The following is a 24783-nucleotide window of genomic DNA, read 5'->3' on the forward strand; positions in this document are numbered from 1 at the left end:
GCCGCGGGCTGACCTCCGGCAGTCCGACGGACCGGAGGCCACCCGAACCCGCTCCGTGTCAGTGGCGATCTGTACCGACGCGGCATGGCCGGTCAGCGTGGCAGCAATGCTATAGCGGATGACACGTCTAACTTTTTTCAGCATTCTTCGATAACGTTGATTGTTACGCTCATCAAATTGAACGGCCAGCGTTGCGGCGATCTCTGGTCATAAATTTTTGACGTGAGAGCGCGCAACGTTCCTGGAATCGATCATAGATCGAACTGCTGGCGTTGAATTTGCATTCAACGCGTTCAGATTGGTTCCATGAAGGTTGAGGAGGCCTGAATTCAACCCAATGTCTAACTCACGTTCGACCTCGGCGGAGATACTCGCCAGGGCAGTAGCGTCCAACTTCATTTGTGCACTGATCCACCGCTGCACTGCGGCGATATCCGTGTTTTGGAGGCGATATGTTTCAGTGTTCCATGATGTTGATTGCCAATGCGGTAGATCGAAAACGTGGAGATCGATTGACTCTGCTCGAAACAAGGTCACCACAAAAACTACGCTGTCTTGCTCGAAAGTATACATGCGTGGGTCAACTACGTCGATTTTCAAGGTTCATCGATTCTAGTTAAATGAAGCAAAAACTTGCTTACTGGATACGCCAATTGCGGACTGCGTTGGCGCGGTTGCTACCGCTGTTGCGGTACCGATCCAGAATCCGGTTCCGTGCCCGGCGCTCTCACCAACACGTGGGGTGTAGAAGGTCTCTTGCAGTGGTTTGTTTAGACGAACGGTGACGGCTCTCGTCTGATCGGAACTCGCACGTATCTGCTGCTTCCCGGGAACGGTGGTTTTTGATGCGGCTGGGTAGAAGTATATGCCGCCTCGGACTCTAACCATCACCGATGACAAGCCGGAGCCGACGCACCCAACGCGAGTCTTGAACTCAGTCGGTCCAACCTTTTTGGACTGATGAACGTTCTCGGTAGACATTGTGCAAACGACGTGATAACTCGTGCTAGATGCTGCCCGTAACGCGCCACCGTTGCTCGCATTCGATGTTCCATCGATTGTAATGGTCGTAGTAGCGGGCGTTCCATTGTTGGGCTGGTTAGCGCTGTCACCGTTTTCAGTCTCAGCGTTTGGCGTGGTGATCACGCCGCCGGTGTCGAAGCTCCAGCGTGGCGTCAGCACTGTGGATGCAGTCACGTCGCCGCCGCTTGGTGCCGTAACAGTGGCGGACCACGTGTAATCCGAACTGATCTGCAATGACCCGGATGGGACGGGCCACGAGAGACTTGTCGTGCCTGAGTCAGCGATCTGAACGCCATTTGCATCGAAGATCGTGAAGTCGACCGTGGCATCCGTTGGGATGCGGTCGGATAGAGCTTCGACTCCAAGTGTCGGCGTCGTCGAAGTGGAAGCGCCGTCTGGAAGGAACGGGGTGATTGTTGCCGATGCCCAGTCGCCAATGCCGAAGGCATAGGTGACATCCGAAGTCGTTCCGTCAGGGTTCCGCTGCGATGCAGTGATAACGTGCGCCCCTGCATCGCCGTCGACGTTGACGGTGGCAGTTGTAGCTTGCGAGTCAGATCGACTTACGGGAGCGCGCATGTCGCCGTCGACGGTGACGGTAACGTTTGAGTCATCACGACTGTCCGTCGCCGTGGTTGACAGACTGCACGGAATGTCGTCAGAGGGAACGGTCCTAATCCAGGAACCGGCTGCATATGGTGCGGGGCAGCTGAGAACTGGCGCAAGCGGATTGCTATACCACCCTTGGAGGTCGATGACGAAGTCGGTGGGGTCGGCGCTGTTATTGCGGATCTTGATCGCACCGTTCGCGCCGACTTGCACGGTGACGGTGTTGCTGCGGATCGAGTTCGGGGTGTAGTTGATCGAGGTTAGTGGGTTGGGTTCGGTGGTGCCGTCTGCCCAGACCCCTGCCCAACCGTCGGAGTTGGCGGCGTGGATCGCCGTGAGAGTGACCGCGACGGCCTGCAGCCCGGATCCCATCACGGGTGCGCCGCCCTTCCCAGCAACCGGGATGCTGAGAGCTCCATTGGAGGCGACTGTCGTCTTTGCCGTCCGGGTGTCGTAAACCCGACCCGTTGCCGGTGTGAATGCTGCCCCCGCGCCGGTCGCGGTGAAGTACCCCTGGATGACGACGATCACATCGATCGTGGATGCTGCGCCGGATGCGTTGTAGACGGTGAGCTTCCCGTCGCTACTGAGTGCGACTTGCGCGCTCATCGATGTGGAGCTGTTTTGCACGCCCGGGTAGTTGAGCGACGTCGCCGGGCGGGTGGTTCCGGTGGCGTAGGGGGTGATAAAGCCTTGGTTCGTGCCCTTATTGATGACGTCGTAATTCGCCGCCAGTGCTGACGCACCTGCAGGGATGCCGTTGCTGCCGGTGACCTGCACGGTGAAGGACTGTCCCGGCGAGAGGGGGCTCTTGGGTGCGCCCTGACCGGAGCGTGTGTCGACGATCTGCTTGCCGGGCAGGGGGACGAACCCGCCAGCTGCGGTGCCGCCGGCGTTGGAGGTGTAGTACCCCTGCACGTCGATGATGAGGTCGGTCTGCTGGTTCGCCTGCAGCTGGATCGTGCCGTCCGCTCCAACAGCGAGAACGGCAGTGTTCGACGTGGTCCCGAGGTTGCCGCCGGCGTAAGTAAGCAGCAGCGTGGACGCTGTGTTGCTGTCCGGCCGGCCGACGAGCTGTCCGAGACCAGTCGGAGCTGCCGCAGTGATCACCATCGAAACCGCGCCTGCACCCGATGCCGGAACACCGGCGAGCCCTGCGACCCTGACCGTCCGCCACGTCCCGGCCGGGAACGGTGTGGAGAAGCCACCCGTCCCGTTTCGTGTCTCGAGGATTCGGCCGGATGTTGGCACGTACACGCCACCGTCACCAGTGTCGTTCAGTGCCCGCGCGCCCGGTGCTGTCAGGAGCGCCGCAAGGAGTGCCGCGATCACCGCGATGGCAATAATCAGGCTCCGGGACGCCCACCGCGTCACTGACATGGTCATCTGATGGCGCATGCCACTCCCCCTGTTCGGGCCACTCAGGCGTGGCAGTGGACTAAGAGTGTTGGAAAATGTTCAGGAAGACACCCCCCTGTTCAGGGGCCATCGGAGACGCGGTATCGACCGACGTAGCGGCCTCGACCGTGTCGGTAGTCCGAGAAAGCGATCACGGTCAACGCGACCCAACGGAAGCCAGACCACACCGACGACCCACCACCACGCCGTGATCGGGTCGCAAGCGCCGAAGGCGCAACAGTAGACCCAGAAGATCGTTTCGGTGATGCCGTGGCGCCGAGACGGCCTCCCGGCGCCAGCCTCCTAAAGGAGTTCGAGGGTCACTCGCTGCCGGACGTTACGCCTCGTCACATTCGGGGCGGCGCAGAGGAGTGCTCACTATCGCATACGCTGACATCGCCCATCAGCAGACCCGGAGCCAGATGACGACGTCACCACACACGTTCGACCCGCCTGGGTCGACACCGGAAACCTCAACACTATGGCCCGAGGTGACGTACGACGAGGCCCGCTCCCCCACTTCGCCTGTTGTTGCTGATGGGGCGCCGCGGCATTCGCGGCGTCGGGACCGCAACCGGGTTCTTGCCTGGTCGTGGTGGCCGGCAATTTCCTACCGGCATTCGAGTTACGTTCATGGTAGTTGTGGCCGCATCGGTCGCGATGGTGATTGTGCTCTTCATTGCTCTTGGGTACGAGGTTCTGTACCTCCCAACAGTTCCACTGACTGTCGCGCTTGGTTTTCTCGTTCTCGATCAGCGGCAGCGCCATGAAACCAAAAGGTAGTGACCGGAGAGACCCGTCATCCACTCGGATAGCGGTAGCGACGGCTGACACCATGGCCGGTGCGGCAACCGGGACCTACGCCGCGTTTTCACCGCCGCCGGACGCGATTCCAGTTGCAGGCGAAGTCAACATCGGGAACATGGGAACAGCCGCCGCGATCGAACGATCCATTTCCGTGTCGGATGGCATTTCTGTACTGGCGGGGGTGCTTTCAGGTGAAGTTCACTTTCATATACGCCGGCCTGATGCTCGTACTCATCGACGGAAACAGCGCGTTGCGTCAGAGACGTCGAAGCCATCGGATTCGAGGGCTCTCCGCGGGTGTGTTCTGGATCATCCTGATATCCGCCGTCACCCTCGGAACTGTGGGAGTGCTTTCTTGAGCGGGGTTCACGGGGATCTCGGGCAGGGACGCGACCGCGAGGGGAATCCACCCCAACCGACTCGACCGGCGTCACCACATCGGCCTCGTCCCCAACAACGGCGCCGCCCAGACCACCTATTCCTACGACCCCTACGGGCAGTCCAACTGCTGTTCTGACCCTGCGCGTGAACGAAGCAGGCCATGAACCGTCCGTGACGTGGTCGGCAGAGGGAGCCTCGTTCCGAGGCCCCGGTGCGCACCACGTCGTCTACGGTGTCTGCATGCAGTACGCCCCCCGCCACGCCAGGCGCGCGCACACCCGGGTCGTCCTCCCCGTGATCGCCGGCGTGCTCGTCGCGGTCGTCGCACTCGTCGGCGGCTACTCGGCCTACAGCTACACCCGCTTCACGTCCGGCGTGTCCCGGATCGACGCCCTCTCGAAGCCGTCCGGGACGGGCGCGGAGGACGTCGACGGACGGGCGATGAACATCCTGCTCGTCGGGGACGACGAACGACCAGCGGACGCGACCCCCGAGGAACTCGCGCAGCTCAGCACCGAGTCCGACGGCGGCGGACGCAACACCGACACGATCATCGTGCTGCACGTCGACGCCGACGGGGAGGACGCCACCATGGTGTCGCTCCCGCGCGACTCCTGGGTCGACATCCCCGGACATGGCAAGGGCAAGATCAACAGTGCGTTCTCGCTCGGGGCGGCCGGGGGCGGCGACAGTGGGGGAGCGCAACTGCTCACCCAGACCGTCCAGACACTCACCGGCTTGACGATCGACCACTACGTGCAGGTGTCGCTCATCAAGTTCTACCGGATCGTGCAGGTGCTCGGACCCGTGCACGTGTGCCTCAACCATGCCGTCGAGGACCACTACTCCGGCATCGACCTGCCGGCCGGACCACAGGACCTCAACCCGCAGCAGGCGGTGTCGTTCGTCCGTCAGCGGCACGGTCTGCCGAACGGCGACATCGACCGCACCGCCCGGCAGCAGTACTTCCTGACACAGGAGGCGAAGCAGATCGTGTCGGCCGGCACCCTGCTCAACCCGGTCAGGTTCACCAAGGTCCTCGACGCGGTGGGCAGCTCACTGACGACGGACGAGGACCTGGACCTCGTCCACCTCGCCGCGCAGCTCCGCACCCTCCGGCCGGCCAACATCCGGTCGGCGACGATCCCGGTGACCTTCGGCACGATCGGCGGACTCTCCGTCGACATCGTGGACACCGCGAGCATGCCGGCGTTCCTGCAGAGCCTCGTCGGACCGCCCCCGGCCTACGCCGACGCGACCGCCGCGAACCGCGGGGAGGTCACCGTCCGCGTGCTGAACGCCAGTGGGGTCACGGGCGCCGCGACCGCCGCGACGACGGCGCTGACCGCACTCGGGTTCGTCGGCGGGACGCCGGGATCGAGCAGCGCCGCCACGGGGACGGTCGTCGAGTACCCGGCAGGCATGGAGGCGCAGGCCAAGGCGGTCGTCGCCGCGGTCCCCGGGTCGAGCCCGGTGCAGACGGCGACGGTCGACTCAGTCACGCTGCTGCTCGGAACGGATGGCGTGCGCGTCCCGGCCCCGAGCGCGCCCGGTGCCTCCGGAGCCCCGACGGCCGGGTCCGCGGCCGGCGCCGGGACCGCGCCGTCGCAGCCCACGTCGACGGTGTCCAAGCCGGGCGAGTCGTACGGCACCGACGGCAGCTGCATCAACTGATGCGCGTCGTCGTCGCACCCGACTCGTTCAAGGGCACGGCCACGGCGGCCGTCATCGCCACCGCGATCGCCGACGGGTGGACGTCGGTACGTCCGCACGACTCCGTGGTCCGCGTGCCGATGGCCGACGGCGGCGAGGGCACGCTGGACGCCTTCGCCACCGCGTACCCGGACGCCGCCCGCATCCCCGTGGAGGTCCGCGGCCCGGACGATCGCACCGTCGCGACGAGCTGGCTCCGACTCCGCGACGGACGCGGGGTCGTCGAACTCGCGTCGACGAGCGGCATCACGCTGCTCGACCCGCTCCGCCCGGGCACCGCGCACACGATCGGGTTCGGGCAGGCGGTCGCCGCCGCGCTGGACCATGGGGTCGACGGGCTGGTGCTCGGCATCGGCGGGAGCGCGTCGACGGACGGCGGACTCGGGCTGCTGCGGGCACTCGGACTCCGCACGACCTCCGGCGCCGGGGCGACCGGGTCGGTGGCGCTCGACACGGTCGGCGGCGTCGACCGGTCCCACCTCCGTGCGCTGCCCCCGCGCGGCGTGCAGGTCCTCGGCGACGTCGACTCGCCGCTCCTCGGCCCGACCGGGGCCGCCGCCGTCTTCGGTCCCCAGAAAGGCCTCGTCGAGCCCGGGGAGGTCATCGCCGCGGAGGGACGTCTCGCACGGTGGGCGGCCCGGTTCCCGGACATCGACCCGGCGAGCCCCGGTGCCGGCGCAGCCGGTGGTGCCGGGTTCGGGCTCCTCGCCTGGGGTGCGCACATCACACCCGGGGCACCAGCGGTCGCATCGGCCCTCGGCCTCGCCGACGCCGTCGCGGACGCGGACCTCGTCATCACCGGAGAGGGTCGCTTCGACCTCCAGTCCGCGGCCGGCAAGGTCCCCGCGACCGTCCGCGCGCTCGCCGCGGGCCGTCCGGTGGCGCTCGTCGCCGGCGCGATCGAGGCCGCGACGGACGGCTTCGCCGCCGCCGTGTCGCTCCGTGACCTCGCGGCCGCCGAGCGTGGGGACCCCGGTGCGGCGCTCACGGACACGGTCCACTTCGGCCGGGAGGCCGGGGCCGCCCTGGCGAGGTCACGCGCCTGAGTCGGCCATGACACGACATACCCCGGATGGACCTACACTTGCGGGGAGCAGCACCGACCGTCATCACCTCGCCTCCCTGGAAGGCCCCGCCCATGACCTCGCCGGAACGGCGGACTCCTGCGCCCCTCGCTGACCAGCGCGCGCTCCTGTTCGACCTCGACGGTGTGCTGACGCCGACCGCACTGGTGCACGAACGTGCCTGGTCGCGGCTGTTCACGCCCTTCCTCGCGGACCGGGGTCTGGCCCCGTACACGGACGACGACTACTTCCGGTACATCGACGGCAAGCCGCGGTACGACGGCGTCCGGTCCCTCCTCGAGTCCCGCGGGGTGACCCTCCCCGAGGGCACGCCGGACGACCCGCCCGATGACCAGACCGTGTGCGGACTCGGCAACCGGAAGAACGCCGCGTTCACCGCCGAGCTGACCGAGAACGGCGTCGCGCCCTACCCGGGTTCGTTGACGTTCCTCCTCGCCGCGATCGACGCCGGGGTCGAGGTCGCCGTCGTCTCGAGTTCGGCGAACGCCCGCGCCGTGCTGTCCGCCGCCGGCATCGTCGACCGGTTCGACGTCATCGTCGACGGTGCGGTCGCCCGGGCGGAGCGGCTGCCGGGCAAACCGGCTCCGGACACCTACGTCGACGCCGCGACGAGACTCGGGCTGACGCCGCTCGAGTGCGTCGTGGTCGAGGACGCGATCTCCGGCGTCCAGGCCGGCCGCAACGGGGCGTTCGGACTCGTGGTCGGCGTCGACCGCGGCGTCGGGGCCGCGACCCTCATCGAGAACGGTGCCGACGTCGTGGTGGACGACCTCGACGAGCTCACCGCATCCCTGCCGACGACCATCCCTTCACGGAACGACGCATGAACCCCATCACCTCGGACCCCCTCGACCGCACCCGCTACCCCGTCGACGAGTGGGCGCTCGTCGAGGCGGAGTTCGCCCAGGAGGCGCAGGGTGTCGACGAGACGGTGTTCGCCGTCGGCAACGGGTACCTCGGGCTCCGCGGCAACCTCGACGAGGGCCGGGGCGGCCACTCCTACGGGACCTACATCAACGGGTTCCACGAGACCTGGCCGATCCGTCACGCCGAGGAGGCGTTCGGCTTCGCCAAGGTGGGGCAGACGATCGTGAACGCCCCCGACGCCAAGGTCATCCGGCTCTACGTCGACGACGAGCCGCTCGTCCTGTCCGAGGCGGACATCCTCCGGTACACGCGTCGACTCGACTTCCGCGACGGCTACCTGCTCCGCGAGACGGAGTGGTCGACGCCGTCCGGCAAGCGCGTGCTCATCCGGTCGCGGCGCCTGGTGTCCTTCGCCGACCGGCACCTCGCGGTCATCGACTACGAGGTCACGATGCTCGACCACGACGCGTCGATCCTGCTCTCCAGCCAGATCCTGAACCGCCAGGACGTCTCCGACGAGTACCACGCCGGGATGCGGGCGGCCGCGGCGACCTTCGACCCGCGACAGGCCGAGGCGTTCCAGCACCGCGTGCTCCTGCCGAAGCTCAAGCGGTCGGTGGGGTCACGCTCGCTGCTCGGCTACCAGACCGCCGAGTCCGGGATGACCATCTGCGTCGGCGTCGAGCACCGGCTCGAGACCGAGAACCACTGGGACGTCTCGTCCCAGATCGACGACGACCTCGCCAAGCACGTCTACCGGGTGACCGCGAAGGTCGGCAAGCCGATCCGGCTCGTGAAGGCCATGACGTACCACACGTCCCGTGGTGTGCCGGCGCGCGAACTCGGCGACCGGTGCGACCGGACCCTCGACCGCGCCGCGCAGACGCCGATCGAGCAGGTGTTCGCCGGACAGCGCGAGTGGCTCGACGACTTCTGGCGGCGGTCCGACGTCGAGGTCGCCGGCGCACCCGAGATGCAGCAGGCGATCCGGTGGAACCTCTTCCAGTTGGCGCAGGCGACCGCGCGGACCGACGGGCACGGGGTCGCGGCGAAGGGCGTCTCGGGATCCGGCTACGGCGGCCACTACTTCTGGGACACCGAGGTCTACGTCATGCCGTTCCTCAGCTACACGGCCCCGGTCGTGGCGCGGAACGTCATGCGGTTCCGGTACAACATGCTCGACGCTGCGCGGGAGCGGGCCCGCGAGCTGAACCAGCGCGGTGCGCTGTTCCCGTGGCGCACGATCAACGGCCAGGAGTCCTCCGCCTACTACGCCGCCGGCACCGCCCAGTACCACATCGACGCCGACATCGCCCACGCGCTGATGCAGTACGTGCGGGCCTCCGGCGACATGGAGTTCCTCAAGCGCGGGGCGATCGACGTGCTCGTCGAGACCGCCCGGCTGTGGGAGGACCTCGGCTTCTGGCGCTCGAACGGCGACCACAAGTTCCACATCGACGGCGTGACCGGTCCGGACGAGTACACGACGGTCGTCGACGACAACCTCTACACGAACGTGATGGCCCGGGCGAACCTGTGGAGCGCCGTCACGGCGTGCCGCGAGCTGCAGACCGACGACCCGGTCGAGTTCCAGCGGATGGTGCGCCGGACCGGGCTCGACGAGTCCGAGATCGACTCGTGGCAGGACGCGGCCGAGGCGATGGAGATCCCGTTCGACCCGCACCGTGGCATCCACCCCCAGGACGCGCAGTTCCTCGACAAGGAACTCTGGGACCTCGAGAAGACCCCGGCGTCGCAGCGGCCCCTGCTCCTGCACTACCACCCGCTCGTCATCTACCGCTTCCAGGTGCTGAAGCAGGCCGACGTCGTCCTCGCGCTCTACCTGCAGGGACACGAGTTCACCCCGGCGGAGAAGCGTCGGGACTTCGAGTACTACGACGCGCTCACCACGGGGGACTCGACGTTGTCCGCGGTGGTCCAGTCGATCATCGCGGCCGAGGTCGGCTACCACGACCTCGCGAACCAGTACTTCATGTCGGCGCTGTTCGTCGACCTCGCGGACCTGCACGGCAACACAGCGGACGGCGTGCACGTGGCGTCGACCGGTGGCATCTGGAGCGCGCTCGTCGGCGGGTTCGGCGGCATGCGGGACCACGGCGGACGGATCACGTTCAACCCGCGTCTGCCGAAGGAGTGGAACGCGCTGACGTACCGCCTCACGATCCACGGGTCGCGCGTGCGGGTGCTGCTCGAACAGGCGCGCATGACGTTCACGGTCGAGACCGGCGCCGGTGTCACGGTGTGGGTGCACAACGAGGAGTTCGAGGTCGGTCCGGGAGAGCCCACCGTCGTGCCGCTCATGCACCAGGGACCGCGGATGCAGGGGCACGCCCCGACCACGAGCGACATCCAGGGCACGCTCCGCGCGGACGGGTCGGTGATCACCGCGTCGCTGCCGACGATCTCCCTCGACCGGGACGTCGACCAGGACGCCCAGACGAGCTGAACCCATGACACGGTGGGTGGCGCTGCTCCGCGGTGTGAACGTCAACGGCGTCACGATCCGGAGCGCCGACCTCGCCGCCCTGTTCCGGGGGCTCGGGTACACGGACGTCCGGACCGTGCTCGCGTCCGGCAACGTGGTGTTCACGGACGAGGGCGACGCCGCCGACGGTCCCACGGTCCGCAGCAGGATCGAGCGTGCCCTCGCCGAGCGGTTCGGGTACGACGCCTGGATCGTCCTCGTCGAGCACGACCGGCTCGCCGGACTCGTCGACGCCTACCCGTTCCCGGAGGACAGCGAGACGCACGCCTACGTCGTGTTCACCTCCGACCCCGCGTCGCGCGACGAACTCCTGACGGTGCCGCCGGCCGACGTCGAGCGGATCGCCCCCGGCGACGGCGTCGTGTACTGGGCGTGCCCGAAGGGGTCGAGCACGGACACGCCGTTCGCGAGGACCGCCGCCCGGGCGCGGTACCGGTCCACGACCACGACGCGCAATGCGAACACCCTGCGGAAGATGCTGCGACCCCGCGGGTAGACAGACGGCATGACGAACGCACTCGACGGACCCGACCACGCCCACCAGATCCCGGACGGCGTCGACGACGCGACCGTCGAGGCGCTCGGCAAGCTCTCCGAGGGACTCGAGACCGTCGAGCACGCCCGCGGGCTGCTCTACGGGTTCCACCGCCTGACGGGTGCCGCGGACCTCGCGATCGGCGAGGCCGTCGACCTGCTCCGCAAGGCCGGGCACGCCGAGGTCGCGGACCGCATCGACCGCGACGTCGTCGGACGGAACGCGATCAGCGGCCGGTGGACGTTCCAGATCGTCGAGGACTACGACGACGGCTACTACGCGGCGCTGCGCGCGGCCGAACGGGAGGCCCGGGTCACCCTGGCAGACGGACGTCGCCACCTGTACGAGGCCGGGATGAAGGAGGACCGCCGCACGCACGGCGCACCGCACCACGAGGCGACCCCGGCGGCCGTCGGCGAGACCGTCCCGGGGCACGGCGACGCCTGACGATCAGCGGTGGGCCGTGCCCTCCCCGGCGATGACGGCGCGGTAGCCCTCCCGGTACGTCGGGTACCTGAACTCGAAGCCCGTGCTGCGGAGGAGAGCGTTCGACAGCCGCTTGTCGGACCGGCCGGACATCGCGATCACCGGCGCGGCGGGATCGTCCGCGAGCGGCGGTTCCGGCGCACCGAGTTCGGCGCTCAGGAACCGGAGCACGTCGTCGAGCCGGACCGGTTCGTCGTCCGTGCCGAGGTAGAGCGGTGCCGGGTCGTCGAGTGCGGCGACGTGGACGATCGCGGCGGCGGCGTCGTCGCGGTGGATCCGGTTCGTGCGCCGGGACCGTCCGGGCCCGACGAGGCGCGCGGAACCGTCGCGGACCGTGTCGACGAGTCGCTCCCGACCGGGCCCGTAGACGCCGGACAGCCGCAGGACCGTCGCACCCGGCGCACGGTCGCGGAGCAGGGCCTCGGCCTCGACGAGCACCGCCGAGGTCGGGGTCGGCCCCGTCGCCGGGGTCGCCTCGGTCACCACGCTGTCGTCGTCGACGTCGTACACGGCCGTCGACGACACCACCACGAACCGCGGTGCGGCCCCCGACGCCTCGACGCCGTCGAGCACGTTGCGGAGCCCGTCGACGTACGTCGCGCGGTACTCCGCGGGGTCCCGGCTCCCGGCGGCGAACGCGACGACGACGACCTCGACGTCCGGATCGACCTCCGGCGCGGCGCGGCGCAGGTCGACCCCGCGGCCCTCGAGGGGCGCCGGCACGAGCTCGGGGCGACGCCGGAGCCCGACGACACGGCGGCCGACCGCCGCGAACCGGAGTCCGACCTCGATCCCCAGGTCGCCGCAGCCAGCGATCAAGACACTCATCCCGCCACCGTACGGCCCGTCCCTGGACCGATCCGCCGTCGGGACGAGGATGATGAACGGGTGCATCCCGACATCGACCGCGCGCGACTCGAAGCCGCCGTCCGCGAGCTGCTGGCCGGCATCGGTGAGGACGTCGACCGCCCCGGCCTCGCCGACACCCCGAGCCGCGTCGCCGACGCGTACGCCGAGTTCTTCGCCGGACTCGGCATCGACGCCACCACGATCGTGCGGGATGGCGCAGTCCCGGCCGGCCCGGACGACCTCGGCGAGATCGTCGTCGTCCGCGACCTGCGGTTCCGGTCGGTCTGCGAGCACCACCTGCTCCCGTTCCTCGGGGTCGCACATCTCGCGTACGTCCCGGGCGAGCGGATCATCGGCCTGGGCACGCTGTCGAAGGTCGTCGACGCGGTCGCCTCCCGCCCGCAGCTGCAGGAGCGGCTCGGCGAGGAGCTCGCCACGACGATCGCGGACGGACTCGCCGCGCGGGGCGTCCTCGTCGTGCTCGACGCCGAACACGGGTGCGTCCGGACCCGTGGCGAGCGGCAGTCCTCGAGCTCGACGGTGACCATGGCGTCGCGTGGACTCCTCGACGAGCCGCTCCGGCGTGCCGAGGTCGTCGCGCTCATCGGTGCCCCGCGGTCGACGGACGCCGCATGACGGACGCGACCCCGGGCCTCCAGGTCGATCCGTGGTTCCGTCTGCCGGAACTCCGGGACCCCGTCCGAGCCATCGGCCGCCGGACGTTCGACTTCGACCGGCGGATCGCCGTCATGGCGATCGTCAACCGGACGCCGGACTCCTTCTACGACCGGGGCGCGACCTTCGCGCTCGACCGCGCCGTCGACGCCGCGGTCCGTGCTGCGGACGAGGGCGCCGACTGGGTGGACATCGGCGGGGTGAAGTTCGCGCCGGGCCCCGAGCTGCCCGCAGCGGACGAGATCGACCGCGTGGTCCCGGTGATCGCCGCCCTCGCCGGACGGTCCGACGTCGTGATCTCGGTCGACACGTTCCGGCCCGAGGTCGCTGCCGCCGCGATCGCCGCCGGCGCGAGCGTCGTCAACGACACCACCGGACTCGCCGACCCGCGGATGGCGGACGTGGTCGCCGACAGCGACGCGACCGTCGTCATCACCCACAGCATCGCCCCGCCCCGGCAGCGGTTGCCGGAACCGCCACGGTACGACGACGTCGGAGCCGAGGTCGTCGACTTCCTCCGCCGCCGCATCGACCTCGCGCACGCGCACGGGATCCCGGACGCGCGGATCGTCGTCGACCCGGGACACGACCTCAACAAGTCGACGGTGCAGACGCTCGAGATCACCCGACGGCTCGGCGAGGTCGCCGCACTCGGGTACCCGGTGCTCGCCGCGGTGTCGAACAAGGACTTCGTCGGGGAGTCCCTCGGGCGGGCGCGCGCGGAACGGCTCAGCGGGAGCATCGCCGCAGCGACCGTCAGCGCGATGCTCGGCGCGCGGATCGTCCGCATGCACCAGGTCCGCGAGTCCGTCGACGCGATGCGCATGGTCGAGGCGGTCCTCGGGTGGCGGGCACCGGTCGAGCAGGTGCACAACACGGGGCCGACCTCGTGAGCGCGTCCCGCATCGAGCAGCTCTCGCCGGCGCCGGCCGTCCCGGGGCCCCTCGACGACGACGCACTCGTCGCGCTCTACGACCAGCCCGATCGTCCCTCGTGGCTCCGTGTGAACTTCGTCGCGACCGCGGACGGGTCCGCGACGGCCGACGGGGTGTCCGGATCACTCGGCGGTGACGCCGACCTGCGGGTGTTCGACCTGCTCCGCCGGATCGCGGACGTGGTCCTCGTGGCCGCCGGCACCGTCCGGGCGGAAGGGTACGGAGCGATGCGGCTGCACGACGCCGACGTCGCCTGGCGTCGCGACCACGACCTGCCGGACCACCCCGTGTTCGCGATCCTCAGCGGCAGCCTCGCGCTCGACCCGACGAGCAGCGTGTTCACCGAGGCGCCGGTGCGACCGATCGTGCTCACGAGGTCGGGAGCGGACCCGGCACGACGGGCGGCGTTGGCAGCGGTGGCTGATGTGGTCGACTGCGGCTCGGCTGACGACGATGACACCGTCGATGCTGGTGTCGTCCGTCGGGTGCTCGCCGATCGAGGACTCCGGCGGGTGCACTGCGAGGGCGGGCCGAGTCTGCTCGGGATGCTCGTCGCCGCGGACGAGGTCGACGAGCTGTGCCTCACGACGAGCCCGGTCCTCGAGGGCGGTGCCGGGCCACGGATCGCGACGGGTGGGTCCTCCGAGCTCCGTGCGATGCGGCTCGCGCACGTGCTCCGGTCCGACGACGTCCTGCTGACGCGGTACGTCCGGGCGCGCTGAGCGGGAACCGTCCTCGGGTAGCGTGACCGGCGTGACCTCTCGCATCGACCGGGCCGCCCGCGGCATCCTCTTCGACATGGACGGGACGCTCGTCGACTCGACGGCGATCGTCGAGGCGGCATGGGGGAGCTTCGGCGCCGACCACGGCATCGACCCGGCGACGATCCTGGCGTTCTCGCACGGCCGGCAGACGATGGACACCGTCACGCACTTCCTGCCGGACCTGTCCGAGGACGATCGGCTCGCAGTCGCGCACGCACTCGTGGCCGACGAGGTCCGCCGCACGAGCGACGTCGGCGGTCCGGACGGCGCGGGCGAGATCGTGGAGATCGAGGGCGCCGCCGCGTTCGTCGACGCACTCGCGGACCTCGGCGTCCCGGTCGCCCTCGTCACGAGTGCGCCCCGCGACCTCGCCGTGAGCCGGATGCAGGCGGCCGGGATCCGCGTGCCGGACGTCGTCGTGACCGCCGAGGACGTCCCGCGCGGCAAGCCCGCGCCGGACTGCTACCTGCAGGGGGCTGCGCTGCTCGGCCTCGACCCCGCGGACTGCATCGCATTCGAGGACGCGCCGGCCGGGGTCGCGTCCGCGATCGCCGCCGGCACGCAGGTCGTCGTGGTCGGCACGCTGACGTCCGCGGAGACCGCGGGCCTCGAACGGCTGCCGGGGTACGACGGCGTCTCCGCGACCATCGAGCCGGACGGTCGGGTACGGATCCGGGGATGACCGGACGCGTGCCGGGGGACACGAACCTCCGTGCGCGCTCCGACTCGCGGACAACCTCCGGTCGAGCGCCGACCATGGATCGCGCGCCGCCCGCGCACCCCGATCGGAAGGAACACCATGCCCACCGAACTCACCGGCTTCAAGATCCTCGTCATCGCCACGAACTACGGCGTCGAGCAGGACGAGATCGTCGTCCCCACGAAGGACCTCGCCGACCGCGGCGCGACCATCACGATCGCCGCGAAGACCACCGACCCGATCGAGACGCTCGTCGGCGACAAGGACCCCGGGCAGACGGTGACGCCGGACATCCTGCTCGACGAGGCCGCAGCAGACGACTACGACGCCCTCGTGGTCCCCGGCGGCACGATCAACGCCGACACCATCCGTCAGGAGCCGGGCGCGATCGCACTCGTCGCGGCGTTCGCCGACGCCGGGAAGCCGATCGCCGCGATCTGCCACGGTCCGTGGTTGCTCATCGAGTCGGGGGTGCTGCCCGGTCGCACCATCACGTCGTTCCCGTCGCTGCAGACCGACGTGCGGAACGCCGGTGCCGAGTGGGTGGACCGCGAGGTCGAGGTCGACAGCACCGGTGGGTCGACGATCATCACGTCGCGGAACCCGGACGACCTGCCCGCGTTCGTCGACGCGATCGCCGCAGCACTCGTCCCCGTCGCCTGACCTCGACGACGGTGTCCGCTCAGTCGACGCTGATGTCGGACGGCGGCGCGGACGTCGTTCCAGGGGGCACCGGCAGCTCGACGTCCGTCCGCAGCTCGACGCCCGTCCGCAGCTCGGCATCGCCGAGCGACAGCGATCCGTCCGAGAGCGGCTCGCACCGGACCCCGCCGCGGCCGCGCATCGCTCGGAACGCCCCGGGAGCGAGTTCACGGTCCATCCAGGCGCACGGGTTCGCCGGCCGGTTGCCCTGGAGCAGGACGGGCCCGGTTCCGCTGTCGATCGAGAACGTCACCCCGCGGAGCGCGTCGACGTCGAGGGGGCGGTCGACACCCCGGAGCAGGATGTTGCGTCGGGTGGCGGCGGGGTCGAGGGTGTGGCCGAGCTCCCCCGCGACCGCGTCCAGGGCGTCGGCGCCGATGACGGTCACGGATGCGCGACGGTGTGCGGGGGCGTTGTGGTACCGGTCGCCGACGATGCCGAGTCCGGCGCGGAACCGGATGGTGTCGTGGAGTTCGATGCCGGCGCGGGGAGCCGGACCGTCCGCGGGGCGTCCCTCGTAGCGATGCGTGGGTGAGGCCAGGAGCATCTCGACGCGGACCCGGTACACGAACGGGAGGATCGGGGTCGCGTCCGGCTGGTCGGCATCCGTCACGGGGTCCGTCACGGGGTCCACCGTACTCATGGCCGCGGAGGGTCTCGGCCGGTACGTGCTGCTCGGCATCCCGGTCGGCGTCGACTCTGCCACCGCGATGGCCGATTCCCGCCAGTCCGGGTCCTCGGCGCATGCGATGCTCGGGGTATGGAGATCGAGCACGTGGCATCGACCGGGCCACGGGACGGACGCGAGGACCGAGTGGGTGGGGGGTCGTCCCTCCATGCCGTTCGGTACCGGATCGCGGCCTCTCGTGACGCGCGGTTCGACGGCCAGTTCGTCACCGCAGTGCACTCCACCGGCATCTACTGTCGCCCGAGCTGCCCAGCCCGCACACCCCGCTCCGACGGCGTGACCTTCTACGCGACCAGTGCCGCAGCGCACCTCAGCGGGTACCGCGCGTGCAAGCGATGCCTTCCCGAGGCGACCCCGGGCAGCCCAGAGTGGAACATCCGTGAGGACGTCGTCGGACGAGCGATGCGGCTCGTCGTGGACGGGGTCGTCGAGCGCGACGGCGTCGCGGGGCTCGCCGAACGCCTCGGGTACTCCCCACGGCACCTGACGCGGATGCTCGTCGAGGAGCTCGGCGCCGGACCCAAGGCGCTGAGCCGTGCGCATCGCGCCCAGCACGCGCGGACGCTCCTGACGTCGTCGGGCCTACCCGTGGCGGACGTCGCGTTCGCCGCCGGGTTCCGGAGCGTGCGCCAGTTCAACGACACCGTCCGTGAGGTCTTCGGCGTCACCCCGACCGAGCTGCGCGCGCGCCGCGCGGCGATCCCGACCGAGGACGGCACGCTGCACATCCACCTGCCAGCGCGGCCGCCGTTCGACGCCGAGGGAGTGTTCGCCTGGCTCGCCGCGCGCGCGGTCCCCGGGATGGAGGTCGCGATCGCCGGCGGGGCCGCACCCGGTGGGTCGCGGTACGAGCGGGTGCTGCGACTCCCGGGGGGCCCGGCCTGGTTCAGCGCCACCGCCGCGGTGGCGCGTCCGGACGGGCGCGGGACGGGGCTGGACCTCCGGGTCCGGACCAGTGCGCTCACGGACTTGCCGACGCTCGTCGCCCGGGTGCGGGCACTGTTCGACCTCGACGCGGACCCGGTGGCCGTCGACACCGTGCTCGGGGGCATCCCGGAGCTCAGCCGCTCCGTCGCCGCCGTCCCGGGTGTCCGCCTGCCGGGTGCCGTCGATGCCGAGGAGCTCGTCGTCCGCGCGCTCGTCGGACAGCAGGTCACGGTGGCGGCGGCCACGACCGCACTGCGACGGATCGTCGACGAGATCGGGGTGCCGGTCCCGGAGGCGATCGCGCCGGGGATGCGCTCGTTCCCGACGATGGACGTGCTGGCGGCACGAGCGGACGACGTGCTCCGTGGGCCGCGGAGCCGGATCGAGACGGTGCGACGGGTGGCGGGCGCGCTCGCCGACGGCTCGCTCGTGGTCGATGCGTCGGACACCCTGGACTCCCTCCGGTCGCGACTGACGGCGATCAAGGGGATCGGCCCCTGGACCGCCGACTACGTTGCCATGCGAGTCCGACACCATCCTGACCTCGTCCTCCCCAACGACGTCGCCGTGCGGAACGGTGCACAGGCGCTCGGCATCCCGTCCGAGCAACGTGCCCTCTCCGTATGGTCGTCCCGAGTCGCTCCCTGGCGGAGCTACCTGACCATGCACCTCTGGCGCGCGGCAGCCGCTGGACCGGCCGCGCGACGCGTGGCGGGGCGCACAACATCGACGGAACGGAGCACCACCCCATGATCGAGAGTCGGATCGCAACCCTGGACACCCCGGACGGACCGTTCACCGTGCTCGAGGACGACGACCGCCGGGTCATCTCGTCCGGCTGGACGGACGACCCGGCGCGCATCCTCGCCCGCCTCGCCGAGCGGTACCGTCCGCGCGTCGTCGTCCCGGGGGAGATCGCCGCCGCGGACGCCGTCGCCGCCTACTACGACGGCGACCTCGACCCCGTGATGCAGGTGTCCGTGCGCCAGTTCGGCACCGAGCTGTTCGCCGAGGGCTGGCGCCAGTTGCGGTCGATCCCGGCCGGCAGCGTCGTGACCTACACCGAGCTCGCGGCCAAGATGGCCCGCCCGGACGCCGTCCGCGCTGCCGCGAGCGTCTGTGCGCGGAACGCACCCGCCCTGTTCGTGCCGTGCCACCGGGTGCTGCGGAGCGACGGGACGCTCGGCGGGTTCGCGTGGGGGCTCGACGTCAAGCGGTCGCTGTTGGAACGTGAGGCGGTCCGCGAGCCGGCACTCGTCTGACCGCCCGGGGTCACGCGGACGCGTGCGGGCGGTCGGACCCACCGTCCGGTCGGTCCCACCGTCCGGTCGACGACCCTCGATCAGAAGAGCTTTGCCGAGGCGCGGCGGGCGCCCTCGCCGAGTGTCTCCAGCTTCGCGGCGGCGATCTGCGGGTGGATGCGGCCACCGAGCCCGCAGTCCGTCCCGGCGATGACCCGCTCGCGGCCGACGACCGACGCGAACCGCTCGATGCGCTGCGCGACGAGGTCCGGGTGCTCGACCACGTTCGTGGCGTGCCCGACGACCCCGGGGACGATCACTTTGCCATCGGGCAGGGTGGTGTCCTCCCAGACCGTCCACTCGTGCTCGTGCCGGGCGTTCGCTGCCTCGAACGAGTACGCACCGGCATCGATCTCGAGCATCAGGTCGACGATGTTCCGCAGCTCGATGTCCGTGGTGTGCGGACCGTGCCAGGACCCCCAGCACAGGTGGAACCGGACTCGGGACTGGTCGAGGCCGCGGAGCGCGTGGTTCAGGGCTTCGACGCGGATCCGGGTGAACGCGCGGTAGTCCCCGACGCTCGGCTCCGGGTTGATCTGGTCCCAGTTCTCGGCGATGGACGGGTCGTCGATCTGCAGCACGAGACCCGCGTCGAGGATGATCCGGTACTCCTCGCGGAGCGCGTCGGCCCAGGCCCAGATGTGCTCCTCCTCGGTCGCGTAGTGCTCGTTCGCGACGCGGGCCGCCGATCCCGGAGAGAGCGCCGTGATGAACCCGTTGTCGGCGCCGGCCGCTTCGAGCGCGTGGCGCAGGTTCGCAGCATCGGTCCGTGCCGCCTCGTGGCCGGTGTAGACGATCGGGCCGGTGGTGGTCGGGAACGCCGTCGCGTTCTTGCCCGTGCCGATGCCGCTGTCCGGGTCGGTGTACGCCTCGCGGAAGATCGTCCAGTCGCGGCGATCGGGGAAGCTCGTGAGCCGGATGTCGCCCGGGGTGGAGCGGACGGGCTCTTGGGTGAAGATGTTGGCGTCCGTCAGCGACAGGCCACGCACACGCTGGAACGAGTACCCCCACCACGCGCCGTAGTCCACCGCGTTCGACATCGCCTTGCCGAACTCGCCGTCACCCGGCTGCGTGATGCCGAGACGGGTCTGCCGAGCGACGACGTCGTCGACGGCGGCACTCGTCAGCGCCCTGACCTCGTCCGTCGTCTCGAGGGTGAACCCGTCGGCGGCGAGCGGTCGCGCGGCGTTCGCGGCGATGAGTTCCGGCGTCCGCGGGAGCGATCCGGCGGTGGTGGCCTGGATGTGGTCGGTGTTCTCGAACGGCATGCTGCTGCCCCTTCGTGCGTCGATGTGCGAGTGCGTGTCGATCTGCGCGCGAGGCTTCGCATGTGCGCCCGGGGTCAAGGATCGCACGCCCGGCGCCCAGCATCGGGGTTCTGTGACGCCCGAGGTCGCGCCGAGGCCGTCGGCTCCCGTCGGACCGATGCGACAGACCCCTCCGGACACCCCCGAAGTGGGGTGCGATGCCGCCCGAACTGGGGGCGGCCGCTCCTCCGAACTCCTTCACGAGCGTGGGATGCTCATGCGAGTCGGAAGTCCACTGGGTGGGACTTCCCGGCACGGATCCCCAGGGGTGGGGGTCCGAGCTCTGGCCCGGGTTTCCGATCCTTCGGGTGGATCGGAAGCCCGGGCCCTCTCCGTTCCGGGGCAGAACGTTGTTCAGGAAACGTCCACCCCTTGTTCTGGGTGATGACGACGCTCGCACCCGGTGTCACACTCGATCCAGTTCGACTCGCCGGCCCGCGTGTCGCAGCCCCCGACCGAGGACCGCCATGACTCCCGCGCCCATCGTCCGGACCGTCCGCTCTGCCGACGGCACCGAGATCGCTCTCAGCACGAGCGGTGCGGGCCCCGTGCTCATCCTGGTGGCCGGTCCGTTCGACGACCGCGGCTCGGACGTGCAGGTGGGTCTCACGGCGTCGCTCGAGACGTCGTACTCGGTCACCCGCTACGACCGGCGTGGGCGAGGCGAGAGCGGCAACACCGAGCCCTACGCCGTCGCCCGGGAGGTCGAGGACCTCCGCGCGGTGATCGACGCGGTGACGTCGAGCGACCCCACGGAGGCCGAGGCGGGCTCGGAGGCGGGCGCGCCCCTGCCCGCGGACGCGGGCGCGGCACCGGCTCCGGGCGCGACCACGACCCCGACCGCACCGTCGATCGCTGACCTGGTCGCGGACCTCCCGGAGGACGCCACCACGCCGGACGACGCGGGCGCGCTCGATGACCCGGGCACGATGGACCGTCTCGGGCGCAACGCGTCCGGATCCGGGACGGTCCGGGTCCTCGCCCTCTGTGCCGGCGCAGGTCTGGTCCTGCACGCCATGGCCGACGGTGCTCCGGTCGACAGTGCCGTGCTCTACGAACCCTCCTACCGTCCCGGCACCCGGCCCGGACGGGAGGGGGCCGAGAACATCGTGGTGCTCAAGGACCGCATCGCCCGTGGGCGTCGTGCCGCGGCGGTGTCGTACTTCCTCGTCGAGGTGCTCGGCATGCCCCGGATCGCTCCGTTCCTCCTGCGGCTGCAGCCCCGGACGTGGCGTCGACTCCTCGCCGGAGCGCCGACCCTGCCGCACGACGCGATGGTGATGGACGGGTTCGCCCTCGACCACGAGCGGTTCGCGGGCATCGACCGGCCGGTGCTCGTCGTCGCGGGGAGCAACAGCACCGACTGGTTGAAGATCGCCGCGCAGGAGACGGTGCACGCGATCCGGGGATCCGAGCACACCGTCCTGCAGGGCCAGACGCACCTGGTGGACCCCGCGACGCTCGCCGAGGCGGCCGCCCGGTTCTTCGGCGCTGCTCGCCGCACCTGACCGGACAGCGCACGCCGCCGCACCGGACCGGACGCCGCACCCCGCCCGCCTCACTCGCTCCCCAGCCCGGACACCACCTCGCCGTCTGCGAAGATCATGCGTGCCCTCTCCCACGACCCACGTGCCCCGCCTCGGTCTCCTGCTCGACGTCGACGGCCCGATCGCGAGCCCGGTGTCCCGCACGATCGCGATCCCGAGCATCGTGGCGGACCTCGTCGCGCTCGCCGCCCAGGGCGTCCCCATCGTCTTCAACACCGGCCGGAGCGACGCGTTCATCCGCGAGCAGGTCGTCGGCCCGCTCATCGCGGGCGGGTTGTCGGCGGCGGGGCGGGTGCACGCCGTGTGCGAGAAGGGCGCCGTCTGGTGCACGATCGGCCCGCAGCACGACGGCGGCATGGGCGACGTCCACGTCGAGCCGGACCTGGCGCTGCCGACCGACTTCACCGACGAGATGCGCGACCTCGTCCGGGACCGGTTCGCCGACCTGATGTTCCTCGACGAGACCAAGCGCGCGATGGTGTCGATCGAGCAGCGCGTCGACGTGGGGAACGCGACGTACCTGGCCCGCCAGCCGGAGTTCGACGCGCTCGCGATGGACGCACTCGTCCGGCGCGGTCTCGGGGTCCGGCGGCTCGGCGTCGCACATCCCGATGCCGACGGCGCGGTCGACTGGCGCATCGACCCCACGATCATCTCGACCGACGTCGAGTCCGACCGGAGCGGCAAGGACATGGGCGCCGAGCGCGCCCTCGAGCTGCTCGCCGCCGACGGCGAACTCCCGCAGGTCTGGCGGACGGTCGGCGACTCGCGGAGCGACTACGCGATGGCGGACTGGCTGCACGCGAACGGCCACGAGGTCGCGCACGTCGACGTCCGCCCGGCGGACGGTGTCCCGGAGACGCCGTACCCGGTGCTCACCGCGCCGGACGGTGTCATCCACGACGACGCCGGCGCCCGGTTCCTGGCCGAGTGGCGGCGCACGGGTCCCTGACCGACTGGGCGTCTCCCGGGCGCCGAGTTCGGAGCGCCTACCGAGGATGCGGGAACCCGGAGTGCGGACGGTCCCGCACTGCCCGTCCCCGCATTCTCGACGCCACAAGCGCCTCGTCGCAGGATCCCCCGCGAGTGCACGGGCGTGGGCTACTCTCCTGGACGTCCCCTCGCCTCGGTCCTGCCCCGCCGACCGGCGATGTCGTCTCGTCCAAGGAGCCCACGATGCAGCCGGTCAGCGTCCTGATCGTCGACGACGAGACCCTGGTCCGGTTCGGCTTCGAGCTGATCCTGCGCGCGTCGCCCGAGATCGGCGAGGTCCGGACCACGACGGGCGACGGTGCGCTCGACGAGGTCCGCCGATCCCGCCCGGACGTCGTGCTGCTCGACATCCGGATGCCCGGCCGGAACGGGCTCGAGGTCCTCGGCGACGTGCTCGCCCTCGACGACCCGCCGCCGGTGGCGATGCTCACGACCTTCGACGTGGAGGAGCACCTCTCCGATGCGATGCACCTCGGTGCGAGCGGGTTCCTGCTGAAGGACATGGACCCCGATGCCCTCGCCCGGGCCGCGGTCGTGCTCGCTCGCGGGGGTGTCGTGCTGGCGTCCGGGATCGACCGACGCTCCCTGTTCCGCACCGCGCCGGCCGGGGGACCGGGACGCCCGCTGACGGTCCGGGAGAACGCCACGCTCCAACTGCTCGCGACCGGTGCCACGAACGCGGAGATCGCCGAGCACCTCGAGGTCAGCACGAGCACCGTGAAGGAGGACCTCCGGGCGCTGCAGTCCGTGTTCGGCGTCGCGTCGCGGGTGCAGGTCGCGCTCCGTGCGGCCGAGGCCGGACTGCTCGATGCGATCTGACGCCGGCGCACGCGCCACGACGTCGTCGGTGCTCCGGACCGTCGACGAGCGGGCCGAGCGGCTCACCGACCAGCTCCTGCGTCGCGTGCGCCGCATCCGGCTGTCGGGGCTCGTCGCCGACCTGCTGTTCGCGGCGGTCGCCGCGGCCGACGCGTTCGTCGGGTACCAGTACACCGACGCGTGGTCCCTGATCGGTGCGGTGCTCGCGGTGCTCGCGATGTTCCTCCGCCGTCGGTGGCCGTTCGTCGCCTGGGTCCTCACCCTGCCCGGCCTCTGGACCGGGTCGGCGGTCGTCGGGTCGGTGATCGCACTCGGGACGCTCGCCTCGGTGAGTCGGCGGTCCTGGCTCATCGCCCTGGCGTCGCTCGGCGAGTTCATCGCCTACGCCGGGTACACGTTCGTCGCGTCGAGCCTCGACACCGTCGTCATCAACGTCCTCTACGGCGCGCTGCTCACCGTCGGCCCGGTCGCCATCGGTCTGCTCCACCAGGCCCGGGTCCGGCTGGCTGAGCGGCTCGGCGAGGTCGAGGAGCTGCGTCGAACCGAGCAGCGGCAGGCCGCGGTCGTCACGCTCGCGCGGGAACGGGCGATCCTCGCGCGCGAGATGCACGACGTCGTCTCGCACCAGGTCACGCTCATCGCGGTCCAGGCCGGCGCGATGCAGGTCGCGAGCGAGGACGAGGTCACCCGCGGTTTCGCCCGCACCGTCCGGGGCCTCTGCGTCACGACGCTCCAGGAGCTGCGCGAGATGGTCCAGGTGCTCCGGGCGGCCGGCGGCGACGCGCGGAGCTTCGAACCGCAGCCGACGCTCGACGACCTCGACGCGATGATCGTCGCGAGCGAGCTCGACGTCGACGTCGACGTCGCTCTCCCCGAGGACCTCCCGCAGCCGATCCAGCGGGCGTTCTACCGGTTCGTGCAGGAGGCCCTCACGAACGCGCGCAAGCACGCGTCCGGGGCCGCCGTCCGGATCCGGTCGCGGTCCGACGCCGAGACGGTGACGCTGACGGTCGAGAACGACTCCGGGACCGTGCTCGACCTCCCGGGGTCCGGCCTCGGGCTCGTCGGCCTCGCCGAGCGTGCGGCGCTCCTCGGCGGTCGGATGCGCTCCGGGCCCACCGACGACGGCGGGTACGCCGTGTCGATCGAGCTCCCGCATTGAGCCA

Annotated in this window: 21 protein-coding genes; 17 read left to right on the plus strand and 4 right to left on the minus strand. The window is 70.3% G+C overall.

Features of this window, described 5'->3' with window-relative positions; all coding sequences use genetic code 11:
* Window positions 1-612: 612 nt before the first annotated feature.
* Window positions 613-3030, minus strand: coding sequence for a hypothetical protein (locus ACO0E0_RS04090; RefSeq protein WP_422870127.1), 2418 nt, complete (start codon window positions 3028-3030; stop codon window positions 613-615).
* A gap of 1428 nt (window positions 3031-4458) precedes the next feature.
* On the opposite strand from ACO0E0_RS04090, the gene ACO0E0_RS04095 reads away from it, so the two are divergent.
* From ACO0E0_RS04095 to ACO0E0_RS04120, 6 genes are all read left to right on the plus strand, one after another.
* Window positions 4459-5892: an LCP family protein gene (locus ACO0E0_RS04095; protein ID WP_422870128.1), complete on the plus strand. Its 1434-nt coding sequence runs from the start codon at window positions 4459-4461 to the stop codon at window positions 5890-5892.
* Complete coding sequence (locus ACO0E0_RS04100) at window positions 5892-6977, plus strand: glycerate kinase (RefSeq protein ID WP_422870129.1); 1086 nt, start codon at window positions 5892-5894, stop codon at window positions 6975-6977. The genes ACO0E0_RS04095 and ACO0E0_RS04100 overlap by 1 nt, the downstream gene beginning before the upstream one ends.
* Window positions 6978-7069: 92 nt before the next feature.
* Window positions 7070-7843: an HAD family hydrolase gene (locus ACO0E0_RS04105; protein WP_422870130.1), complete on the plus strand. Its 774-nt coding sequence runs from the start codon at window positions 7070-7072 to the stop codon at window positions 7841-7843.
* Window positions 7840-10350 (plus strand): glycoside hydrolase family 65 protein, encoded by a 2511-nt coding sequence (locus ACO0E0_RS04110; protein WP_422870131.1) that lies wholly within the window; start codon window positions 7840-7842, stop codon window positions 10348-10350. Before ACO0E0_RS04105 ends, ACO0E0_RS04110 begins: the two co-directional genes overlap by 4 nt.
* A gap of 4 nt (window positions 10351-10354) precedes the next feature.
* Complete coding sequence (locus ACO0E0_RS04115; RefSeq protein ID WP_422870132.1) at window positions 10355-10885, plus strand: DUF1697 domain-containing protein; 531 nt, start codon at window positions 10355-10357, stop codon at window positions 10883-10885.
* 9 nt (window positions 10886-10894) lie between these two features.
* The gene (locus ACO0E0_RS04120; RefSeq protein ID WP_422870133.1) at window positions 10895-11371 is read left to right on the plus strand and encodes a hypothetical protein; all 477 of its coding nucleotides are present in this window, start codon (window positions 10895-10897) and stop codon (window positions 11369-11371) included.
* Window positions 11372-11374: 3 nt separating this feature from the next.
* Here the strand turns inward: ACO0E0_RS04120 and ACO0E0_RS04125 are convergent, their stop codons facing one another.
* Window positions 11375-12238, minus strand: coding sequence for an NAD-dependent epimerase/dehydratase family protein (locus tag ACO0E0_RS04125; RefSeq protein ID WP_422870134.1), 864 nt, complete (start codon window positions 12236-12238; stop codon window positions 11375-11377).
* Window positions 12239-12298: 60 nt separating this feature from the next.
* Between ACO0E0_RS04125 and folE the strand changes: the two genes are divergently transcribed.
* From folE to ACO0E0_RS04150, 5 genes are all read left to right on the plus strand, one after another.
* Window positions 12299-12895, plus strand: a complete 597-nt coding sequence (gene folE / locus ACO0E0_RS04130) for a GTP cyclohydrolase I (RefSeq protein WP_422870135.1) — start codon at window positions 12299-12301, stop codon at window positions 12893-12895.
* Window positions 12892-13827, plus strand: coding sequence for a dihydropteroate synthase (gene folP, locus ACO0E0_RS04135; RefSeq protein WP_422870136.1), 936 nt, complete (start codon window positions 12892-12894; stop codon window positions 13825-13827). Before folE ends, folP begins: the two co-directional genes overlap by 4 nt.
* The gene (locus ACO0E0_RS04140) at window positions 13824-14591 is read left to right on the plus strand and encodes a pyrimidine reductase family protein (RefSeq protein WP_422870137.1); all 768 of its coding nucleotides are present in this window, start codon (window positions 13824-13826) and stop codon (window positions 14589-14591) included. The genes folP and ACO0E0_RS04140 overlap by 4 nt, the downstream gene beginning before the upstream one ends.
* Before the next feature lie 31 nt (window positions 14592-14622).
* Complete coding sequence (locus ACO0E0_RS04145) at window positions 14623-15315, plus strand: HAD-IA family hydrolase (RefSeq protein ID WP_422870138.1); 693 nt, start codon at window positions 14623-14625, stop codon at window positions 15313-15315.
* Window positions 15316-15432: 117 nt separating this feature from the next.
* Window positions 15433-15996 (plus strand): DJ-1/PfpI/YhbO family deglycase/protease, encoded by a 564-nt coding sequence (locus tag ACO0E0_RS04150; protein WP_422870139.1) that lies wholly within the window; start codon window positions 15433-15435, stop codon window positions 15994-15996.
* Between the two features lie 19 nt (window positions 15997-16015).
* Here the strand turns inward: ACO0E0_RS04150 and ACO0E0_RS04155 are convergent, their stop codons facing one another.
* On the minus strand, window positions 16016-16660 hold the full coding sequence (locus ACO0E0_RS04155; RefSeq protein WP_422870140.1) for an MOSC domain-containing protein: 645 nt from the start codon (window positions 16658-16660) through the stop codon (window positions 16016-16018).
* A 135-nt stretch (window positions 16661-16795) separates the two neighbouring features.
* On the opposite strand from ACO0E0_RS04155, the gene ACO0E0_RS04160 reads away from it, so the two are divergent.
* Both ACO0E0_RS04160 and ACO0E0_RS04165 read left to right on the plus strand, forming a co-directional pair.
* Window positions 16796-18403: a DNA-3-methyladenine glycosylase 2 family protein gene (locus ACO0E0_RS04160; RefSeq protein ID WP_422870141.1), complete on the plus strand. Its 1608-nt coding sequence runs from the start codon at window positions 16796-16798 to the stop codon at window positions 18401-18403.
* Entirely contained in the window at window positions 18400-18912 is a 513-nt protein-coding gene (locus tag ACO0E0_RS04165) for a methylated-DNA--[protein]-cysteine S-methyltransferase (protein WP_422870142.1), read from the plus strand. Before ACO0E0_RS04160 ends, ACO0E0_RS04165 begins: the two co-directional genes overlap by 4 nt.
* 80 nt (window positions 18913-18992) lie before the next feature.
* On the opposite strand, the gene ACO0E0_RS04170 is transcribed toward ACO0E0_RS04165, so the two are convergent.
* Window positions 18993-20219: a cobalamin-independent methionine synthase II family protein gene (locus ACO0E0_RS04170; protein ID WP_422870143.1), complete on the minus strand. Its 1227-nt coding sequence runs from the start codon at window positions 20217-20219 to the stop codon at window positions 18993-18995.
* Between the two features lie 506 nt (window positions 20220-20725).
* Here ACO0E0_RS04170 and ACO0E0_RS04175 point away from each other — a divergent pair.
* From ACO0E0_RS04175 to ACO0E0_RS04190, 4 genes are all read left to right on the plus strand, one after another.
* Window positions 20726-21766 (plus strand): hypothetical protein, encoded by a 1041-nt coding sequence (locus tag ACO0E0_RS04175; RefSeq protein ID WP_422870144.1) that lies wholly within the window; start codon window positions 20726-20728, stop codon window positions 21764-21766.
* A gap of 100 nt (window positions 21767-21866) precedes the next feature.
* Window positions 21867-22757 carry a hypothetical protein gene (locus ACO0E0_RS04180; protein ID WP_422870145.1) on the plus strand — a complete coding sequence of 297 codons (891 nt, stop codon included), beginning with the start codon at window positions 21867-21869 and terminating at the stop codon, window positions 22755-22757.
* Window positions 22758-22981: 224 nt separating this feature from the next.
* On the plus strand, window positions 22982-23617 hold the full coding sequence (locus tag ACO0E0_RS04185; protein WP_422870146.1) for a response regulator transcription factor: 636 nt from the start codon (window positions 22982-22984) through the stop codon (window positions 23615-23617).
* A complete protein-coding gene (locus tag ACO0E0_RS04190; RefSeq protein ID WP_422870147.1) occupies window positions 23607-24779 on the plus strand; it encodes a sensor histidine kinase in 1173 nt (390 codons plus the stop codon). Before ACO0E0_RS04185 ends, ACO0E0_RS04190 begins: the two co-directional genes overlap by 11 nt.
* Window positions 24780-24783 lie beyond the last annotated feature (4 nt).

This window comes from Curtobacterium phyllosphaerae (assembly GCF_049341865.1).
Classification (GTDB): Bacteria; Actinomycetota; Actinomycetes; order Actinomycetales; family Microbacteriaceae; genus Curtobacterium; species Curtobacterium phyllosphaerae.

What these genes read in the sequence shown, in the direction of transcription:
- ACO0E0_RS04090 (WP_422870127.1), bottom strand. Translation starts at nt 3,030, where the DNA reads ATGCGCCATCAGATGACCATGTCAGTGACGCGGTGGGCGTCCCGGAGC.
- ACO0E0_RS04095 (WP_422870128.1), top strand. Translation starts at nt 4,459, where the DNA reads ATGCAGTACGCCCCCCGCCACGCCAGGCGCGCGCACACCCGGGTCGTC.
- ACO0E0_RS04100 (WP_422870129.1), top strand. Translation starts at nt 5,892, where the DNA reads ATGCGCGTCGTCGTCGCACCCGACTCGTTCAAGGGCACGGCCACGGCG.
- ACO0E0_RS04105 (WP_422870130.1), top strand. Translation starts at nt 7,070, where the DNA reads ATGACCTCGCCGGAACGGCGGACTCCTGCGCCCCTCGCTGACCAGCGC.
- ACO0E0_RS04110 (WP_422870131.1), top strand. Translation starts at nt 7,840, where the DNA reads ATGAACCCCATCACCTCGGACCCCCTCGACCGCACCCGCTACCCCGTC.
- ACO0E0_RS04115 (WP_422870132.1), top strand. Translation starts at nt 10,355, where the DNA reads ATGACACGGTGGGTGGCGCTGCTCCGCGGTGTGAACGTCAACGGCGTC.
- ACO0E0_RS04120 (WP_422870133.1), top strand. Translation starts at nt 10,895, where the DNA reads ATGACGAACGCACTCGACGGACCCGACCACGCCCACCAGATCCCGGAC.
- ACO0E0_RS04125 (WP_422870134.1), bottom strand. Translation starts at nt 12,238, where the DNA reads ATGAGTGTCTTGATCGCTGGCTGCGGCGACCTGGGGATCGAGGTCGGA.
- folP (WP_422870136.1), top strand. Translation starts at nt 12,892, where the DNA reads ATGACGGACGCGACCCCGGGCCTCCAGGTCGATCCGTGGTTCCGTCTG.
- ACO0E0_RS04150 (WP_422870139.1), top strand. Translation starts at nt 15,433, where the DNA reads ATGCCCACCGAACTCACCGGCTTCAAGATCCTCGTCATCGCCACGAAC.
- ACO0E0_RS04160 (WP_422870141.1), top strand. Translation starts at nt 16,796, where the DNA reads ATGGAGATCGAGCACGTGGCATCGACCGGGCCACGGGACGGACGCGAG.
- ACO0E0_RS04165 (WP_422870142.1), top strand. Translation starts at nt 18,400, where the DNA reads ATGATCGAGAGTCGGATCGCAACCCTGGACACCCCGGACGGACCGTTC.
- ACO0E0_RS04170 (WP_422870143.1), bottom strand. Translation starts at nt 20,219, where the DNA reads ATGCCGTTCGAGAACACCGACCACATCCAGGCCACCACCGCCGGATCG.
- ACO0E0_RS04175 (WP_422870144.1), top strand. Translation starts at nt 20,726, where the DNA reads ATGACTCCCGCGCCCATCGTCCGGACCGTCCGCTCTGCCGACGGCACC.
- ACO0E0_RS04185 (WP_422870146.1), top strand. Translation starts at nt 22,982, where the DNA reads ATGCAGCCGGTCAGCGTCCTGATCGTCGACGACGAGACCCTGGTCCGG.
- ACO0E0_RS04190 (WP_422870147.1), top strand. Translation starts at nt 23,607, where the DNA reads ATGCGATCTGACGCCGGCGCACGCGCCACGACGTCGTCGGTGCTCCGG.